Origin of the sequence: Dietzia aerolata (genome assembly GCF_014144865.1) — a bacterium.
GTDB classification, from domain to species: domain Bacteria; phylum Actinomycetota; class Actinomycetes; order Mycobacteriales; family Mycobacteriaceae; genus Dietzia; species Dietzia aerolata.
This window is the reverse complement of record NZ_JAALDM010000091.1, coordinates 1-17,635: the sequence shown is the minus strand read 5'-3', so window position 1 is coordinate 17,635 and position 17,635 is coordinate 1. Positions and strand designations below refer to the sequence as shown.

At 63.7% G+C, this 17,635-nt stretch carries 15 protein-coding genes and 2 pseudogenes; 8 read left to right on the top strand and 9 right to left on the bottom strand.

What is annotated here, in order from left to right:
* Positions 1–149: 149 nt before the first annotated feature.
* From recF to dnaA, 4 genes are all read right to left on the bottom strand, one after another.
* Complete coding sequence (gene recF / locus G6016_RS06430) at positions 150–1,427, bottom strand: DNA replication/repair protein RecF (protein WP_182631851.1); 1,278 nt, start codon at positions 1,425–1,427, stop codon at positions 150–152.
* An 18-nt stretch (positions 1,428–1,445) separates the two neighbouring features.
* Positions 1,446–2,621 (bottom strand): DNA polymerase III subunit beta, encoded by a 1,176-nt coding sequence (dnaN, locus tag G6016_RS06425; protein WP_182631850.1) that lies wholly within the window; start codon positions 2,619–2,621, stop codon positions 1,446–1,448.
* Positions 2,622–3,073: 452 nt separating this feature from the next.
* The gene (locus G6016_RS06420) at positions 3,074–4,177 is read right to left on the bottom strand and encodes an alpha/beta hydrolase (protein WP_182631849.1); all 1,104 of its coding nucleotides are present in this window, start codon (positions 4,175–4,177) and stop codon (positions 3,074–3,076) included.
* A 137-nt stretch (positions 4,178–4,314) separates the two neighbouring features.
* Positions 4,315–5,856: a chromosomal replication initiator protein DnaA gene (dnaA, locus tag G6016_RS06415; protein WP_187354382.1), complete on the bottom strand. Its 1,542-nt coding sequence runs from the start codon at positions 5,854–5,856 to the stop codon at positions 4,315–4,317.
* A gap of 491 nt (positions 5,857–6,347) precedes the next feature.
* Here dnaA and rpmH point away from each other — a divergent pair, with 491 nt between their 5' ends.
* From rpmH to G6016_RS06375, 8 genes and pseudogenes are all read left to right on the top strand, one after another.
* Positions 6,348–6,491 (top strand): 50S ribosomal protein L34, encoded by a 144-nt coding sequence (gene rpmH / locus G6016_RS06410; RefSeq protein ID WP_182631847.1) that lies wholly within the window; start codon positions 6,348–6,350, stop codon positions 6,489–6,491.
* An 18-nt stretch (positions 6,492–6,509) separates the two neighbouring features.
* Positions 6,510–6,875: a ribonuclease P protein component gene (rnpA, locus tag G6016_RS06405; protein WP_182631846.1), complete on the top strand. Its 366-nt coding sequence runs from the start codon at positions 6,510–6,512 to the stop codon at positions 6,873–6,875.
* Positions 6,872–7,168: a membrane protein insertion efficiency factor YidD gene (gene yidD, locus G6016_RS06400; protein ID WP_182631845.1), complete on the top strand. Its 297-nt coding sequence runs from the start codon at positions 6,872–6,874 to the stop codon at positions 7,166–7,168. The genes rnpA and yidD overlap by 4 nt, the downstream gene beginning before the upstream one ends.
* Positions 7,169–7,181: 13 nt before the next feature.
* The gene (yidC, locus tag G6016_RS06395) at positions 7,182–8,426 is read left to right on the top strand and encodes a membrane protein insertase YidC (RefSeq protein ID WP_182631844.1); all 1,245 of its coding nucleotides are present in this window, start codon (positions 7,182–7,184) and stop codon (positions 8,424–8,426) included.
* 154 nt (positions 8,427–8,580) lie between these two features.
* Positions 8,581–9,045, top strand: a pseudogene (locus G6016_RS06390) (Jag family protein); the annotation flags it as partial.
* A gap of 170 nt (positions 9,046–9,215) precedes the next feature.
* A complete protein-coding gene (rsmG, locus tag G6016_RS06385) occupies positions 9,216–9,962 on the top strand; it encodes a 16S rRNA (guanine(527)-N(7))-methyltransferase RsmG (RefSeq protein WP_182631842.1) in 747 nt (248 codons plus the stop codon).
* Positions 9,963–10,091: 129 nt separating this feature from the next.
* The gene (locus tag G6016_RS06380) at positions 10,092–11,066 is read left to right on the top strand and encodes a ParA family protein (RefSeq protein WP_241729845.1); all 975 of its coding nucleotides are present in this window, start codon (positions 10,092–10,094) and stop codon (positions 11,064–11,066) included.
* Positions 11,063–12,160, top strand: a complete 1,098-nt coding sequence (locus G6016_RS06375) for a ParB/RepB/Spo0J family partition protein (RefSeq protein WP_182631841.1) — start codon at positions 11,063–11,065, stop codon at positions 12,158–12,160. Before G6016_RS06380 ends, G6016_RS06375 begins: the two co-directional genes overlap by 4 nt.
* Before the next feature lie 1,165 nt (positions 12,161–13,325).
* On the opposite strand, the gene G6016_RS06370 is transcribed toward G6016_RS06375, so the two are convergent.
* From G6016_RS06370 to G6016_RS06350, 5 genes and pseudogenes are all read right to left on the bottom strand, one after another.
* A complete protein-coding gene (locus G6016_RS06370) occupies positions 13,326–14,516 on the bottom strand; it encodes an N-acetylmuramoyl-L-alanine amidase (RefSeq protein WP_182631840.1) in 1,191 nt (396 codons plus the stop codon).
* A 140-nt stretch (positions 14,517–14,656) separates the two neighbouring features.
* Positions 14,657–15,001, bottom strand: coding sequence for a thioredoxin (gene trxA / locus G6016_RS06365; protein ID WP_182631839.1), 345 nt, complete (start codon positions 14,999–15,001; stop codon positions 14,657–14,659).
* A gap of 33 nt (positions 15,002–15,034) precedes the next feature.
* Entirely contained in the window at positions 15,035–15,967 is a 933-nt protein-coding gene (trxB, locus tag G6016_RS06360) for a thioredoxin-disulfide reductase (RefSeq protein ID WP_182631838.1), read from the bottom strand.
* A gap of 182 nt (positions 15,968–16,149) precedes the next feature.
* Positions 16,150–16,821 (bottom strand): RNA polymerase sigma factor SigM, encoded by a 672-nt coding sequence (gene sigM, locus G6016_RS06355; RefSeq protein WP_182631837.1) that lies wholly within the window; start codon positions 16,819–16,821, stop codon positions 16,150–16,152.
* A 123-nt stretch (positions 16,822–16,944) separates the two neighbouring features.
* A pseudogene (locus G6016_RS06350) lies at positions 16,945–17,635 on the bottom strand (protein kinase family protein); the annotation flags it as partial.

Genomic DNA, 17,635 nt, shown 5'->3' with positions numbered 1-17,635 from the left:
GGCGCCGACCGGCCCGGACCGCCCGCGGCCGACCTGCTTGCCCTCCGCCCGCGCCCGGGCACGCGCCTCCTCGAGCGCCTGCTTGGCGATGTCATAACCACGTTGTGGCTTGTCAGACGGTGTTACGGGGTCCCTGCCTGGCGGGTTTGTCACAGCGAAACCTCACTTCCGGAATCGGTGTCGCGGGTGTTGTCGTCGTCGTCATATTCTTGTTTTTCACCGGCGTCATCACCGGATCCACCGTCGTTGTCCCGCCGTGGTGACGGTGTCATGGACGACTGCCGCGCGGCGCCTGAACCCGTCATCACGACGTCATGACGCACCCCGCGCAGCCCCGCCGGAACGTCCTCACCGACCGCGGCGGTGATGAGAACCTGCTCCACGCCGGCCGCCACCTCCGCCAGGGCCGCGCGGCGGTGACGGTCGAGTTCGGCAAAGACATCATCGAGAAGCAGGACCGGTTCGATCCCGTCGGCGCGGAACAACTCGAGCGATCCGAGCCGCAATGCGAGCGCGAACGACCACGTCTCGCCGTGGCTCGCGAAGCCCTTCGCGGGCTCGTCGCCGAGGGTGAGGATGAGGTCGTCGCGATGCGGCCCGACGAGTGACTGCCCGCGATCGATCTCGTCCCGCCGGCGTCGCCCGAGCTCCGCGAGGAGGAGGGCCTCGACGAACTCGGGGTCGGTCAGGTCACCCTCCGCGGGCGGGGACGCGACGCGGAACCGGTACGACAGGTCGGCGAGGCGCGATTCCGGTGCGAGGGTCCGATAGGCGTCGACGACAAGGGGCCGCAGCTGCTCGAGGAGTGCCACCCGCCCGGCCACGATCCGAGCCCCCAACCCGGCCAGTCGGCCATCCCACACATCGAGGGTGTCCAGGGCCGCGGCCGAGTCCTCGGGACGCCCACGACGGAGCGCACCCGACGCCGATTTGAGAAGAGCGGTGCGCTGACGCAGCACGGACGCGTAGTCGGCGAGGTCGCCGCCGAGTGCCGGGCGGCGCTGGGACATCAACTCGTCCAGCAATCGCCGACGCTCGGCCGGCTCGCCCCTCACGAGCGCGAGATCCTCGGGGGCGAAGAGCACGGACTGGACCACGCCGAGAATGTCGCCGAGGCGCCGACACGGGGAGGTGTTGAGCCGCGCGCGGTTGGCTTTGCCGGAGTTGAGCGCGAGCTCCACGGTGAGCTCCCGGCCGGAATTGTGGGCCAGCGCTCCGACCAGGGCGGTCTCCGCGCCGGACCGGATCATCGGGGCGTCGCCGGCCACGCGGTGACTGCGCAGCGTGGCCAGGACGGCGACCGCCTCGAGGACGTTGGTCTTCCCGTGCCCGTTCCGACCGATCAGGGTCGTGACCCCCGGGTCGAGCTCGAGTTCAAGTAGCGGCCAGGAGCGAAAATCCAGAAGTCTGAGGTGCCGAAGGTGCATGCCGTCTCGCGGCTGACATCAGCCCGGCAGGCGCACGGGCATGAGGAGGTAGGTGTGGTCCGAGTCGATCGGCTCGATCGCGCCGTCGGCACCGGGCTCCGGCAGGGTCTCGGGGGCGGGGCGCAGCACGGCGGGCCGGCTGGGCAGGGTGAATCCGAACGCCACCCGCGAGGAGTGGACGCTGCTCAGGCCGTCGAGGAGGTACCCCGGGTTGAAGGCGATGGTCAGCGGTTCGCCGACGAAGTCGACCGGCAGGGTTTCGTTTGCCTGTGCCGCATCGTCACCGCCGGCGGACAGCGCCACCTCGCCTTCGCTGAAGGCGAGCCGGACCTGGACACCGCGGTCCGCGACCAGGGCCACACGCTTGATGGCCTCCGCGAGAGCGGCCACCTCCACCACGGCTATCGAGTTGTGCTGCGGCGGAAGGAGCTGACGAACCTTGGGGAACTCCGCGTCGAGCAGGCGCGTGGTGGTGCGCTGACCGGAGACCAACACGCCAAGGATCCCCTCGGCGCCGACCTCCGCACCGGCGCCCAGACTCAGATCCACACGCCCACCGGCGGCCGCCGAACGCGACACCTCCGACAGCGCCTTGGCCGGGATGAGCACCTCCACCGCGACATCGTCGCGAGCTGGCTCCCACTCGAACTCGCGGATCGCGAGCCGGAAGCGGTCGGTGGCGATGAGCGTGACCCGCGGCCCCTCGATCTCCATCCGGATGCCCGTCAGCATCGGCAGGGTGTCATCCTTGCCGGCCGCGACGACCACCTGCGAGACGGCTTCCGAAAACGCGTCGACCTGCGCGGATCCGGTGACCTCCGGCATGGTCGGCAACTGCGGGTAGTCCTCGACCGGCATGGTCGGCAACGTGAACTTGGCCGATCCGCAGGTGATGTACATCTTCTGCGCGGTCACCGACACCTCGACCGGCCGGTCCGGCAACGCCCGGGCAATATCGGCCAACAGCCGGCCGGACACCAGCGTGCTGCCCGGCTCGGTGACCTCGGCGGGAACCGACACCTGGGCCGAGGTTTCGTAGTCGAACCCCGAGATCGTCAATCCGGAATCCGCCTCGAGCAGCACGCCGCCGAGGATCGGCACCGACGGACGCGAGGGCAGCGTTCGCGCCACCCAGGCCACGGAATCCGCAAAGTCCTCGCGGGTGACGCGGAACGTCGGATCCGTGATCTCCATCGATGACCTCTTTCAGGCAGGCCGGATACCGCTGACGGGTATCTGGGCGGGTGGGGTTGTGCGGCTGTCTTGTGTCGCATCTCGGCGCGGGGCGTCGAGACGTCTCCATGAGAGTAACCGCTCGGTCCGACATGGGGACACGTCCGGGGTGTAATCCGGTCAAGCAGGCTCGCCGTTCCACATCCCTACTTCTTACAAGAACTATCTAGAGAAATAAGAGGTAGTAGTAGGTCCTGTGAAATTGTGAGCCACAGCTTGTTATTACAGGTCCCACGCGATTTCACCGTGTGGACGTACGTGTTGATTCTTGTGATTTGGTTCCGGTCCCCGGTGGAATCACAAGACTCCGTCCACGCTCTGTCCACCGTCGGTCCACAAGATTCCACATCTCTGTCCACAGCTGTGAACGATGTGGTTTGTGAAACAACTCGGGAGATTTGTGACGCGGGAGATCAACCTTCGAACGCGCCGATGTCGATGAAATGACGCGAACGGACGTGGGTGTCCACGAACTCATCGAGTTCCGTGAAGACCTGGCGGGACACGTCGAGCCACGGCATGAGGATCGGGAACACGTGGAACATCCCCTCCGCCTCGATCGCGTGGACCTCGATGCCGGCATCGCTCAAGTTGCCGACGAGGATGCGGATCCCGTCCCGGAACATCTCGTTGCCACCAGAGGTGACGAACGTCGGCGGGAACCAGTCGGGGCTCAGAGCCGCGTTGACGGTCGAGACCAATGGATCACCCGGGGCGATTCCCTGCAGATAGGGCGCCGTGGGGACGTTCCACGGCAGGATGTCGTACTGTGCGTTCTCCGAGACCGACGGCTGATCCAGTTCAAGGTCTGTTTCGGGCGAGAACAGTGCGAGCGCGGCCGGCATCTGCACATCGGTGGCGTGCAGATGGGAGATGAGCGAGGCGGCCAGTCCGCCCCCACCCGAATCGCCGGCGATGATGAGGTTCTCGGCCTTGACCCCTTGGTCCAGGAGAGCGGTGTAGACACTCGCGGCATCGAGGACACCTGCGGGGAACGGGAACTCCGGGGCCATACGGTAGTCGGCGATGAAGATGTCACAACCGGTCTGCTTGGCGATCGCGGAGGCGAACGCGGCGTACATCATCGGAGACGTACCGATGTACCCACCGCCGTGCAGGTAGAGGATCGTGCCCTCGACGCGCTGGGGGTTGTTCTTCGAGGACGCGCGGCGGCACCACAGGCCGGGGACCCCGCCGATGACCTCCTGGGTGATCTTCACCCCGTCCATCCCGCGGACGTACGGCGGCATGACGACGCCACACAGTCCGTCGATCACCTGCTCCATGGAGCGGAACTCCTCAATCGGCAGACCGAGTGAGTAGCCCATGAATGATCGGATGGTCTGCCGGGTGACGGACTGTCCCAGGTTATGCACTACATTGCCGGGGCCCTGCCACGGTTTGACGAACGGAACCCTCGCGAGTCCGGTGAGCAGGTTCTGACCCAGTCCCATCATCGTGATGGCGGCGACTGCCGGTGTCGCGGTCTGGACCTCTGGACGATCAGCCATGACCATATCGGTATCGGGGCGTCATGAAGCCCGACTGCTCGGCCAAGACGCTCCTTCCCCCTTTTCGTAAAAAACGGGCGTGGGTTGATCCACGCGGAGCATGTGAGATCGAGGTTATCTAAAAATCTCTTCTCACATAGGCGTCACATGGCGCGCGAGCGTTCGCGGATGCGAGCAGTCAGTTCCTGGATCTGGTCGTAGGTCCGCCGATCGTCCTTGATTTCCTTGAGAATCTTGCGCTGGGCGTACATGACCGTCGTGTGGTCCTTACCGCCGAACGTCACGCCGATCTTCGGAAGCGACAGGTCGGTGAGCTCCCGGCACAGGTACATCGCGATCTGGCGAGCCCGGGACAGGGAGCGGGTCTTGGACGAGCCGCACAGCTCATCAATGCTGGTCGAGAAGAACTCAGCGGTGACGGCCATGATGGTCGCTGCTGAGATCTGCAGCGAGTCGTCGTCTGAGACAACGTCGCGGAGCACGATCTCCGCGAGCGGGACATCGATATTGTGCCCGTTCAGCGAGGCAAAGGCGACGACCCGGATCAGCGCACCCTCGAGCTCACGGATATTGCGCTGGACGCGGGTCGCGATGAGCTCGAGCACCCCGCGCGGCACCTCATAGCCTTCGATCTTGGCCTTCTTGTCGAGAATCGCTATGCGCGTCTCGAGCTCTGGCGGCTGGATGTCCGTGATCAGACCCCACTCGAAACGGGTCCGGAGACGGTCCTCGAGCGGTTGGAGCTGCTTGGGCGGCCGGTCGGAGGAGATGACGATCTGCTTTTGCGCGTTATGGATCGTATTGAAGGTGTGGAAGAACTCCTCCTGCACCTGTTCCTTGCCGATCAGGAACTGGATGTCATCCACCAGGAGAATGTCCGCCTCGCGGTACCTCTTCTTGAACATGTTCTGGCGTCCGTCGCGGACGGAGTTGATGAAGTCGTTCGTGAACTCTTCGGTCGAGACGTACTTGACCTTCTGCTCGGAGTACATCCGCAGTGAATAGTGACCGATGGCGTGCAGCAGGTGGGTCTTGCCCAGACCGGATTCCCCCCAGATGAACAGGGGGTTGTAGGCACGCGCGGGAGCTTCGGCGACTGCAAGAGCCGCGGCGCGTGCGAAGCGGTTCGAGTTGCCCTGGACGAATGCACTGAAGGTGTAGCGCTCATTGAGGCCGGGTGCGGTAGTCGCGGACAGCGCCTCGTCTCGATCGCTCCCGTGAAGAAGCCTCTCGGCAGCGATCTGCTCCTCGGTCATTCGGGCCGGTCGCGGAGTCGACGGCTCTTCCTGATCTTGGGCTTCCGCTCGATGGATCTCGTCGACGTCGATCCCCTCGGCGTCGGAATCGTCTGTCTGTGCCTGGGCGCCGGCGAGCGAGGTATCTACCTTCACTGCGAGGTCGACCGGCTCGCCGAGTTGGGTGCTCAGGGCACGGGTGATGGGTCCGCGCAGGACGGATTCGATGTTGTCCCTGGCGAACGCGGATGGTGCGGCAAGCATGGCGAAGCCGTTGACGACGGCTATTGGCTGGACCAGACGAAGCCACGCCTGTTGCTGGCGGGAAAGCACGGGATTGTCGTCGCTTGCGAGCTCCGGATCGGTAAGTCGATCGAGGACAGCGCTCCACACGTGTTCGAGCTCGGGAGACACGGTGCGCGGTCTCCTCTCGTTCGGTGTCGGCGTCATTCCATCCGGTGCGGGTTCTCGCAGGAACCACACTCTATCCACAGCTATGAACCCAGGTCCACTGGGATATCCACACGTTTGTCCACACCTGTGGGAAGACAGACCACTCCTGTGGGCCTCGGTCAGGTGCGGACGGACAGTGGTGAGGGAACTGGGTCGCGGTGTTCAAGTTTGCTCGGCCCTGTAGGGCTCGTTGATGAACGACGGTAACAACACTGTGAACGAGAGGGCAACCCTCAATATCAACTGGAGGGAGGAAGTCAAGCATCATGGCCGAAGGTATGTCGCGATGTCCTGCGAAGTGGTACGCGAGAGACAAATGTGATTACACGGTTTGGTGACAAGCCCCCTGTACGCGTAATCTTGAACAGTCTGTCGCGCGCCTGTGGGGCGTGCGGCGCGTCGTGGTGCCGCCGTCAGTGGTGTTTCGACGACGTCTCGAACTCGATCGCGTGCCGGCAACGGTGCCGACTTCATGTGAGGAGCCAACCATGGCCAAGGGCAAGCGGACCTACCAGCCGAACAACCGTCGTCGTGCCAAGGTGCACGGATTCCGTCTGCGTATGCGGACCCGTGCCGGCCGCGGCATCGTCTCGGCCCGGCGTCGCAAGGGCCGTTCGTCGTTGACGGCCTGATCTAAACCGGGGCGGCGCGTGCTTCCCGGTCGGCACCGGCTCCATCGTTCGGCGGATTTCGCGACGGTGGTTCGCAAGGGTGCCAGGAAGGGCCGCCGCACCATCGTCGTGCACGCCCACGTGGATTCTTCGATGATCCGCGTGGGCGGCCCGCGTTTCGGGCTGATTGTGAGCAAGGCCGTCGGCGACTCGGTGACCCGTCACCGCGTCAGCCGACGGCTTCGTCATATCGCGGCCGATGTAGTCGGCGAGCTTGCTCCCGAGTTCATGGTGGTCATCCGAGCGAACCCCGCGTCGGCTACGGCCACCCATGATGAACTGGCGTCAGATCTGAGGTCTGCGCTGGAGGCCGCCTCATCGCGAGCGAGGGGGACCCGGTCATGACCGAATCTCGTCCCGGACCTATCTCCCGGGTCCTTTTGTGGATGCTGGACTTCTACCAGAAGGGCATCTCCCCGCTGACCCCGCCGAGCTGTCGCTTCGAACCGAGTTGCAGTAGTTATGCCGTGGAAGCGGTGAAGCTGCACGGTGCCTGGTACGGCTCATGGTTGTCCGTGTGGCGTCTTCTGCGTTGCGGGCCCTGGACACCAGGCGGGTGGGATCCAGTACCAGAACCCCGGGCACCCGACTCTGGCTCGCCGCCGCACGAGCAATCCACTTCTTCCGAACGTAGCTAGGACTTTTCCACCCATGTCGTTCATCACGGACCCTCTGGTCTATTACCCGATCTCCGGGATCCTTTGGTTCTGGCACAAGATCTTCGCCTTCCTCGGCGGTCTGCTGCCGTGGGTCAATGATCCAGATTCCAGCGGCATCATCTGGGCGCTGTCGGTGATCTTCCTCGTCGTGACGCTGCGTCTGATGCTGTTCTGGCCGGCGGCCAAACAGATCCGCTTCTCCCGCAAGATGCAGGAGATGCAGCCCAAGATGAAGGAGTTGCAGAAGCGCTATAAGAACGACCGTGAAAAACTCGCTGTCGAGACACGCAAGCTGCAGAAGCAGGAGGGGTTCAATCCCCTACTCGGCTGCCTGCCGATGTTCATCCAGATTCCGGTCTTCCTGGGTCTGTTCCACGTCCTGAGGTCCTTCAATCGAATGGGCGAGGCGTTCGGTCAGCTCGGTATGACCGCAGAGGAAACCCGCAACACCGGGAACTACGTGTTCAACGCGGATGAGGTCCAGAGCTTCCTGGACGCCCGGTTGTTCGGTGCTCCGTTGTCGTCGTTCATTTCGCAGCCCGTCGAGCAGTTCCAGGCGTTCGTCGACCCGGGGGCTGCGCTTGATTTCGAGCGTTGGAACATCATCGTCGTCGCGGTCCCATTGATGATCGTCTCCGCAGTGACCACACACTTGAACGCTCGGGTCTCACTGTCCCATCAGTCCCCCGCGGCTGCGTCTAATCCGCAAGCAAAGATCATGAACCAGCTGATGCTGTGGGCCTTCCCCATCGGCATTCTGGTCACTGGTGCCTTCTGGCCGATGGCGATTCTCGTCTACATGGTCACCAATAACCTGTGGACGGTCGGACAGCAGTACTTCCTCTACGAGAAGATGGCGAAGGAAGACGATGTTGCCGCGTTGGCCCGTCGGGAAGAGCAGAAGGCACTTGCTCCGAAGGTTGGCGTGAAGCCCGTCAACCCGAAGAAGCAACGGGGTCAATCCCCTACCGGTAAGGGCGGGGCGTCGACGTCGACGGCGGCTTCCGCGGTCGCTACCGTCGACGAATCCGTGGGCGCCGGTACGGACACCGGTGAGTCGGTTCTCGGTGACGAGACGGCGTCTCAATCCGCCAGTTCCGGAGACGCTGTGCCAAAGCCGGGCGCTGCGCCACGCCCCGGTCAGAAACCGTCCCCGCCTGGCGGTCAACGGAGTAGACCGGCCCAGAAGGGTTCCTCCAAACCCCAGAGCAAGAAGAAAAAGAAGAAGAAGCGCTGACGCCAGTCCGCTGGCGCACACTGACAAGGTCCCCGATGCTCCGGCGTCGGGGACCTTGTCCCATACTTGGGGTAGTTATTCGTCGCCCGGCGCTGGCGCGACGATCGGCGGTCATGACGGAGGCAGGTCAATGTCTAAGCGAAATATCGAGGTGTCCGAAGAGCGATTGGTCGAGGAGGGAGAGGTCGCCGGCGATTACCTTGAACAGCTTCTCGACATCTTGGACTTCGACGGCGACATCGATTTAGATGTCGACGGTGACCGGGCGAGTGTCAGCATCGACGGCGGCGGGGACCTGGATACTCTCGTCGGCTCTGATGGTTCCGTACTCGATGCGCTGCAGGAGCTGACTCGTTTGGCGGTACAGCAGGAGCTCGGTGACCGCAGCCGACTGATGTTGGATATCGCTGGCTGGCGCGCGAACAAGCGTGAGGCGTTGTCGGAGGCGGGACGTGTGGTCGCGAAGCGGGTACTCGAATCTGGTGAGTCCGAGGAAATGGATCCGATGACGCCATTCGAACGCAAGATCATTCATGATGCGATTGCGGAGGTAGATGGCGTCGCCTCGGATTCGACCGGCGCTGAGCCCAATCGGCGGGTCGTAGTTCTTCCGGCCTAACGATTTACGATGGCAGTGCAGGGGTGCGGGATGCTTTCCCGCACCCCTTGTTCATTTGATGAGCAGCAGCCTGTGGAGAACTACGTGCTCGTTAGTCACAGCTGTGTAATTCCCTGTGGGGTTTCACGTGAAACCCTACCGCTCCGATCATAAATTGAGGTGCTTTCCCGATGAACGATCACACGGACGACAAAGCGTCACGTGACAACACGGCTCCAGCGACACGCGACACTGAGACTATCCCTCCTCCGCCCTCGGCGGTTGGTGAAGTATTCGGAGACCGAGCGGACCTAGCTATCCGATACGTGGACTTTCTCGCAACGGCTGGGCTCGAACGTGGATTGATGGGACCGCGTGAGCGTCCGCGGTTGTGGGACCGACATGTTCTCAATAGCGCTGCAGCGAAGTCCCACATCTTTGACGGTGAGTCTGTTGTAGATATCGGAAGTGGGGCCGGGCTTCCCGGAATCCCCCTGTCGCTCGCCAGACCCGATCTCGAGATCACGTTGGTTGAACCGTTGCTTCGTCGAGTTAACTTCCTCGAGGAGATCATCGAGTCGCTCGGAATCGACGTACGCGTTGTGCGGGGGCGGGCCGAAGAGAAGACGGTCATCACCGAAGTCGGAAACGCCGATGTCGTCACATCCCGAGCTGTCGCTCCCCTGGCGAAGCTCGCGGGGTGGTCCGCTCCCCTGCTCCGTATCGGCGGGCGGATGGTTGCATTGAAGGGTAGCTCCGCGACAGAAGAGGTCGACCGTGATTCCGCGGCACTAAGCCGACTGGGGTTCACTGACGTCCATGTCGAGATCGTGTCGGCTCCCGATGCCGAAGAGACGAGACTGGTTATCGCGACGTTGGGGTCTAGGATGGGGGGCCGGGGCTCCCGCAGCAGAGGTTCCGGGAAGCGGCGTGGATGAGACTAGATCTTGGCACTTATACGATGTCGGTTTCACGTGAAACACTGGAGTCGACGTGATCGCGTAGACACTGTTCCGGTGCTCGCTCCCCCGGTGATGCGTGACTAGTTGTGACTTGAAAGGTGAGGGATGTCCGACGACGAGACCCCGATCTTCGCTGCCGCACGGCAGGCGAATGAGGTCCTCCATGGCGATGCGCCGGCCTTACCGCGTCCAGCCGAACCACGGATCATTACGATCGCCAACCAGAAGGGCGGCGTCGGCAAGACCACGTCCACAGTGAACCTGGCCTCGGCGCTGGCGTTGCGGGGGCTCGGCGTTCTGGTTATCGATATGGACCCCCAGGGCAACGCGAGCACGGCGCTGGGTGTGGATCATCGCGAGGGAACTCCTTCGAGCTATGAGCTGTTGATGTGGGAGTACGCAGTAGAGGACCTCATTCAGAAGAGTCCACACGCGGATCATTTGTTCTGCATCCCCGCTACTATCGACCTCGCTGGTTCCGAGATCGAACTGGTCGGTCTCGACTATCGCGAGCGTCGTCTTGCCGAGGTACTCAACAAGGACGACCTGGCGTCGTTGGGAATCGACTACGTCTTCATCGACTGCCCGCCCTCGCTTGGGCTCCTCACCGTCAACGCTATGGTGGCGGCAAGTGAGGTCTTGATACCTATCCAGTGCGAGTACTACGCACTTGAAGGCGTCGGACAGTTGCTCCGGAACGTCGAACTGATCCAGCAGCACCTGAATCCGGACCTGGCCATATCGACCATCATGCTGACGATGTATGACGGACGGACGAAACTGGCCGAACAGGTGGCGGGTGAGGTCCGACGACACTTCGGGGATCGCGTCCTCAAGACGGTGATTCCTCGCAGCGTCAAGGTGTCCGAGGCTCCCGGATTCGGGATGACCATCCTGCAGTACGATGCCGGTTCACGTGGTGCTCTCGCCTACCTCGACGCCGCAAAGGAACTCAATACCCGCTCCGGGCTTTCCTTTGGTAATGAAGCCGAACCACACGAGTCAACGACAATGCCGGAAGACATGGTCGCCCCATCGTCCGCCGGAAATGAGGACAATCACGTGGAGGACGATCGATGAGCCAGCAACGTAAGGGTGGACTTGGGCGCGGGCTCGCGGCTCTGATTCCGACCGGCCCCGAGGAGGGTCCTCGGCTCGGGAACGATGCCGCGGATCTGATTCTCGGCCCGCGGTCTACCGGGCCTCGAACCACTCCCCCTCGACCGCGGTCCGCTGGCCAGTCTGCTTCTAATAGGACAGCATCGGCGATTCGCGCCGGGGGCCCGGAAGCTTCGGAGGCGCAGGATTCTACGGACGTTTCACGTGAAACCAGCGAACTCGTGGATCCGGGTGCGGTCTATCGTGAGATCTCTCCAGCAGCGATCGAACCAAACCCCAAGCAGCCCCGGACGTACTTCGACGAGGAAGCACTTGCCGAGCTGTCCCACTCCGTTAAGGAGTTCGGGCTCCTTCAGCCGATCGTCGTGCGCGAACTCGATGAGGGCCGGTACCAGCTCATCATGGGTGAGCGCCGCTGGCGGGCGAGCCAGCGGGCGGAGCTCGACTCGATTCCGGCTATCGTCCGGCAGACCGAGGACGAGGACCTACTCCGAGACGCACTTCTTGAGAACATTCATCGTGTCCAGCTGAACCCATTGGAAGAGGCCGCGGCCTACCAACAGCTTCTCGATGAGTTCAAGGTGACGCAGTCTGAGTTGGCTTCCCGCATTGGACGGTCGCGTCCAGCAATCACCAACAGTATTCGACTGCTTCAACTACCTACGGCCGTTCAGCGGAGGGTAGCCGCAGGCGTCCTCTCTGCAGGACATGCGAGGGCGCTGCTCGGTCTCGAGTCAGGCGCGGCCGCACAGGATGAGCTCGCAGCTCGGATCGTGGCGGAGGGTCTCTCTGTCAGAGCGACCGAGGAGATCGTCACGATTGCCAACCGCGAGGGCGACGATACATCTAAGAAACCGCGCCCAGAACCCAAGGGCCGCCAAAGGGACCCTGAGTTAGAGGCTGTGGCTGGCAGACTGTCAGATCGTTTCGAGACGACGGTGTCAGTATCAATGGGCCGGCGTAAGGGTCGAATCACGATCGATGTGGGTGACGCTGATGACCTCGCACGGGTGTTGGCCCTCCTTGAGGGAGGGAATTCCGGTACATCCCGATGATCTCGATCCGCACACTCACACTCTCTGCGGTAGACCAGCTTGGGCCAAGGTCTCGCCGCTGTGTGTACTGGCAGACGGATGGGTTAGTTGAGACCGCTCCGCCGGGAGATCCTGAGTTCGAGAAAGAGGCGTGGATCTCGAACGTCAGTCTCGAATGGGGTGCGTGTGGGCAGATAGCAAGCGACGGGCGTCGTCCAGCAGGGTCGGTTTTCTATGCTCCTCCGGGAATGGTTCCGCGTGCGGCGTGCTTCCCTACGGGCCCGGTAGGCGCGGATGCGATTCTGTTGGCCGGCTTATTGGCGGAACCTGACGCGCCGCCTGGTGTTCTGACCTCGTTGCTCGATTCCGCAATCGTGGACCTGAGAAGCCGGGGAATCAAGGCGATTGAGGCCTTTGGGCTCATGAACGGACACTCACGGGCTGAAACGTCACGTGACGGTTGCGGCGCGGACTCCTGCGTGGCGCCGGCAGCTCTGCTACTGGAACACGGGTTTAACGTGGTTGCGCAACATGAGACCTATCCTCGGCTTCGACTAGAGATCGACAGCGAACATCAGTGGAAGGCCGACGTCGAACGGGCTCTGGATAAACTGTTCGCAGAGCGCGGAATCTTCTCTCGTGAACTTGGGGTACTCTCCGGCGCCTCAGCGATGCATCCGAATCTCAGGTCTTGATGTCTGGCCGGGTTTCCACAGCCCGATCTCCTGGGAAACGGGCAGAGGTCGCTATCAGCAATGTTTGCGTATCCAGAATGAGGCGGCGCCGAATCAACAGCGTGCCGCAGTAGTCGGGCACACCGAGACAGCCGTTCATCACAGATGAAGGATGTTCCACGTGAAACATCCGCAGCGCATCACCGAACAGCGTGCTGCGCGATCAGTCTGATCGAGGCCCACAACATGGTGCGTCATTGCTGCCGATGGAAACCTGAGCCTCTTGCTGGAGGCATCTGCGGAGAAGCCGCTAACCGATCGCGGACTGAACCACTACCAGAACCCGGTACACCGACGACAGCTAGTGACATTGGGCCGCATTAATTTGTCGAGTAAGCCGGGTGGCGGTAATCGACAGAGCGACACGGTCGCCGAACTCGTGGCGTCGCGAGATCAGGCCTTTGGCCGCGGCTATGAACCGTGAAGCCACATCGAGTCGACATGCTGGACGCTCAGTCCAGTTGCTCCTGCTCGTACGAGATGAGGTCGTCAACCGACATCGAGCCGGTTGGATGATCGTCCTCGTCCAGGAGATAGAGGCGCTTAACCCCCACGAGAATCGAATCGATAATGGTGTCCTGCTCGGAGCGGTTGCCCAGGATCTCGAGGTCTCCGGCGCTGTTGGCGTAGCCGAGATAGAGCTGGATGGAAGGCATCCGGGTCATCCGCAGCAACGGCCAGCTGCGGCCGTGAGTGCGGCAGTCACGCAGGTCGGTTCGACTCACGATCTCACGCTGAACGAATCCGGACAGTGCCTCACCGAGCATCGACTCAGAGCCGAGTGAGTTACCGAAGTAGAACGTGGCAACACCATTGCCGACAGTGCTGTGGTGGCGGTCCAGCCGAAGCGAGATGACGAGGTCGGCATTGAAGGCGTTCGCGATCTCAGCACGCTCGGGATCGGTGGGGATCATCGCCTCGGGGCGGGAGAGGAAGACTTCGACGCCTGCCTGGTTCATCCGCTCCGACAACCGTCGCGTGATGTCCCACAGCAATTCTGCGTCGGTGATGGTGCCGTACGGAGTCTCGATGCGAATCGGGTTCTCGGAACCGCTTGGGCCGGGGTCAAGAACGATGCGCTTGCCGGCGAGCATGGGTCCGGACGTCCGCACCCGCTCCTTCTCGACCAGGGACGCCACGTCGCCGCCCTTGAACAGAGTCGAGAATCGTCCGAGGGTGGCCAGGGTTTCGGACTCCACCACGCCATCTGCGGACAAGCCACAATCCCGTTGGAAATCGGTCACGGCACCGTGAGTGAGTGCGCCAAACGTTCCGTCCACCGGGCCGGCATAAAAGCCGAGTTCACCCAGTCGCTGCTGCAACTGCGCCACGTCATCGCCGGCCATGGGCTTGGACACGATGTAGCTGAGATCGCGGGTGCCCAGAGAATGCGTGGCGTCGTTCAAGGCCGCTTGGGTGGCCGCACCCACGATCCCGTCAGAAATCAGCCCACGCGCCTGCTGGAAGGTCAGAACGGCGGTTTCGAGGTCAGCGTCGAACACGGCATCAGTGCGGGCGAGAACTGAGCCGGTCTCGGGCTCGGTCACACCGACTGAATCAATCTTGTGGAGAAGACCCATGCCCGCGAGAGTGGCCCGGATAGCGGCCACTTCGGGTCCACGGTCGCCACGTCGCCACGCCATGGAGTTCCTCCTACACATTCACTGATCGGTACCAGGACGAACTTACCTGCTCAGCCCTACATATGCCGGGGCCGCACCGGCCGGGTGTGTACCCGGCCGGTGCGGCCCGGAGAACTGCCCGGATACGGGCCGTGCCGTGGTCAGGATCCCAGGATGTCGCCCAGTTCGGTACGCAGGGCGGACTTGGACTTGGCACCGGTGATGCGCTTGACGACCTTGCCCTCGGAGAACAGGAGGAGCGCGGGAATCGCGGTGATCTGGTACTCCGCTGCCAGCTCCTGGTTGGCCTCCACGTCCACCTTGGCGACCGTGAGCTTGTCCGACTCGGAGCCGGCGAGTTCGTCGAGGACGGGCGCCATCATGGTGCACGGGCGGCACCATGTGGCCCAGAAGTCCACCAGCACGGGCTTGGAGCCGCTGGCGGTGAGTACCGAATCGGCGAAATCCGACTCGGTCACGTCGACGATGTTGGGGGTGGTGGCCATGGTGGCGGTCCTTTCCTTCTGGTGGCGGGGAGGTCAGGCCTGCTCGGCGAGCCAGCGCTCGGCATCGATGGATGCGGAGCAGCCGGAGCCGGCGGCGGTGATGGCCTGACGGTAGCGGTGGTCGACGAGGTCGCCACACGCGAAGACGCCGGGAATGGAGGTGGCAGTGGTCTGGCCGGTCAGAACGTAGCCGTCCGCATCCACCTCGACCTGGTCGCGGATCAGTTCAGAGCGGGGATCGTGGCCGATGGCCACGAACATCGCGGCGGTCTCGAGCTCACTGGTCTCAGCAGTGACGGTATTGCGCAGCTTCAGCTTCTCCACGGAACCGTTGTCGCCGGCGACGACCTCGTCGACGGCCGTGTTGAGGATGAAGTTGATCTTCTCGTTCTCGCGGGCACGCTCGAGCATGATCTTGGAGGCGCGGAACTCCTCGCGGCGATGCACGATGGTCACCGACGAGCCGAACTTGGTGAGGAAGGTGGCCTCCTCCATCGCGGAGTCGCCGCCACCGACCACGACGATCGGCTTGTCGCGGAAGAAGAAGCCGTCGCAGGTGGCACAGGAGCTTACACCACGGCCCAGGTACTCCTGCTCCCCCGGGATGCCGAGGTAGCGCGCGGCCGCACCCATCGCGAGGATCACGGCGCGGGCCTTGTGCTCGTCCTCACCGACGCGCACGACCTTGACGTCGCCGGCCAAGTCCATGGAGGTCACGTCCTCCATGCGCAGGTCGGCACCGAACCGCTCGGCCTGCTCCCGCATCTGCATCATGAGGTCGGGGCCCATCATGCCCTCGGCGAAGCCGGGGAAGTTCTCGACATCGGTGGTGGTCATGAGCGCCCCGCCGAACTGGGATCCCTCGAACACCAGCGGCTTGAGCTCGGCGCGCGCGGAGTAAATGGCTGCGGTGTAGCCGGCGGGGCCGGATCCGACGATGATCACGTCGTGGATGGTGTCGCTCATTGCTTCTTCGGGCTCCTTCACGGGCGGCGGTCTGGCTCACGGTCGTCGGACAATCCTGTCAGAACCACCGCGTCTGAACTCCACCCGGCATAACACGCGCCGCGTGTGCCTTGTTCCCGTGGCCACCGCCAGGGGTGGTCGCCAGGGGCGGAGAGTCGCGGTGGGTGGGCGCGCGCGGCGGGTCAGTGGGTGACCGACACACCCTCGAGGAGCACGCTGAGCTTGGCGCGTCCCCGCGAGCAGCGGCTCTTGATGGTCCCGGGAGGGACGTTGAGGAGATGGCTCGCCTCGGCGACGGAGCAGCGCAGCATGTCGACGACGACGACGGCGTCACGCTGGTCCCCCGGCAGCTCGGAGAGTGCTTCGGCGACGATGATCGCGTACGCGGGATCCTGATGGAAATGATCACGCAGTGAGACGCGCTCGTGCAGTGTCGGCGTGAGCTGGCTGTGGGTGCGCAGGCGCTGGGCCCGCATCTTGTCGAGGCAGGCATTCACCACGATGCGGTACAGCCATCCCTGGACCGGGCATGCATGCCGGAAGGACTCGGCTCGTCGGTAGGCGGACACGAGCGCTTCCTGCAACGCCTCGGCCGCGTCCTCGCGATTGAACGAGGTCCGGATCGCCAGGCGCCACAGGTAGTCGTAGTGGCGGCGGACCAGGGCGGAGAACGCGTTCGGGTCGCCGGCGACGTGCGCGTCGAGGAGCTCCGCGTCGGTCAGTGGTGACTCGGCGGTCAGCGGCGTGCGGTCGGCGCGGTCAGGGTGGTCGGCGCGCGCGGCGGAGGCGACGGGAGCGGACGAAGCGGCAGGAGCGGCGGGAGCGACGGCGGAACCGGTGTTCACGCAGGTCACGTTAATGCGACCTCACCGCCAGTGGGGTGGTCACCTTTCCGGTGGTCACCTTGCTGAAGATCACCGTGCCGGCGGCCCCGGCGACATTCGCGCCGGGGGATACGGCCGGGGCCGGGCGGCGGCTCAGCCGAGGAGCTCGACCTCGCTGATGCTCGCCTCGTAGGCCTGGGGTCCGACGGAGCCGAGCCGGGTGATCCACACGAGGATGTACTCGGCCTCGTCGGCATCGTCGATCCTCACCGTCGCGGTCCCGTCCTCGACGGTTCCGGTGCGCAGGCGAGTGGTGTCGTCGAGTGAGGATGGCGAGGCGCTGTCGGATGCTCGGATCTCGAACCGGATGTCGGCGTCGGCGGCGATCTCGACCTCCCGGACCTGACCCGGATCCTCGAGGGTGAACATCAGGCCGATGCCGGGCTTGTACGCCCCCGGTCCACTGCCGAACTGGTCGCGATACGTGTCGGTCGACCACGAGGTGGACGGATCACCGTCGATGACGTTGGGCGCGCTCGCGCTGTTCTCGGCATTGCCGTTCGACGAGTCCGGCTGCCACGACGTGACGGTCGACACGGACAGCGGGCTCACGGCGGGCGCGTCCTCCTCAGAGGCGTCCTCGTCGCCGGAGTTCGCCCCGTCGCCGGAACCCTCCTCGGCCGTGGTGGGAGCCGCGGCCTCGGAGGACCGGCTGGCCTGCGCGGCGCGTTCGATGGCGTCGAGTTGCTGCGACAGGGGCGTGTCATTCTGATTGCCGCTGAGCGCCCCGAGCATCCACACCGAAAGCACGACGATCGCCACCACTGCCGCGGCGCCGGCGCCG

What these genes read in the sequence shown, in the direction of transcription:
- recF (WP_182631851.1), bottom strand. Translation starts at nt 1,427, where the DNA reads ATGCACCTTCGGCACCTCAGACTTCTGGATTTTCGCTCCTGGCCGCTA.
- dnaN (WP_182631850.1), bottom strand. Translation starts at nt 2,621, where the DNA reads ATGGAGATCACGGATCCGACGTTCCGCGTCACCCGCGAGGACTTTGCG.
- trxB (WP_182631838.1), bottom strand. Translation starts at nt 15,967, where the DNA reads ATGAGCGACACCATCCACGACGTGATCATCGTCGGATCCGGCCCCGCC.
- G6016_RS06420 (WP_182631849.1), bottom strand. Translation starts at nt 4,177, where the DNA reads ATGGTCATGGCTGATCGTCCAGAGGTCCAGACCGCGACACCGGCAGTC.
- G6016_RS06380 (WP_241729845.1), top strand. Translation starts at nt 10,092, where the DNA reads ATGTCCGACGACGAGACCCCGATCTTCGCTGCCGCACGGCAGGCGAAT.
- G6016_RS06370 (WP_182631840.1), bottom strand. Translation starts at nt 14,516, where the DNA reads ATGGCGTGGCGACGTGGCGACCGTGGACCCGAAGTGGCCGCTATCCGG.
- rsmG (WP_182631842.1), top strand. Translation starts at nt 9,216, where the DNA reads ATGAACGATCACACGGACGACAAAGCGTCACGTGACAACACGGCTCCA.
- rpmH (WP_182631847.1), top strand. Translation starts at nt 6,348, where the DNA reads ATGGCCAAGGGCAAGCGGACCTACCAGCCGAACAACCGTCGTCGTGCC.
- trxA (WP_182631839.1), bottom strand. Translation starts at nt 15,001, where the DNA reads ATGGCCACCACCCCCAACATCGTCGACGTGACCGAGTCGGATTTCGCC.
- yidD (WP_182631845.1), top strand. Translation starts at nt 6,872, where the DNA reads ATGACCGAATCTCGTCCCGGACCTATCTCCCGGGTCCTTTTGTGGATG.
- dnaA (WP_187354382.1), bottom strand. Translation starts at nt 5,856, where the DNA reads ATGACGCCGACACCGAACGAGAGGAGACCGCGCACCGTGTCTCCCGAG.
- yidC (WP_182631844.1), top strand. Translation starts at nt 7,182, where the DNA reads ATGTCGTTCATCACGGACCCTCTGGTCTATTACCCGATCTCCGGGATC.
- G6016_RS06375 (WP_182631841.1), top strand. Translation starts at nt 11,063, where the DNA reads ATGAGCCAGCAACGTAAGGGTGGACTTGGGCGCGGGCTCGCGGCTCTG.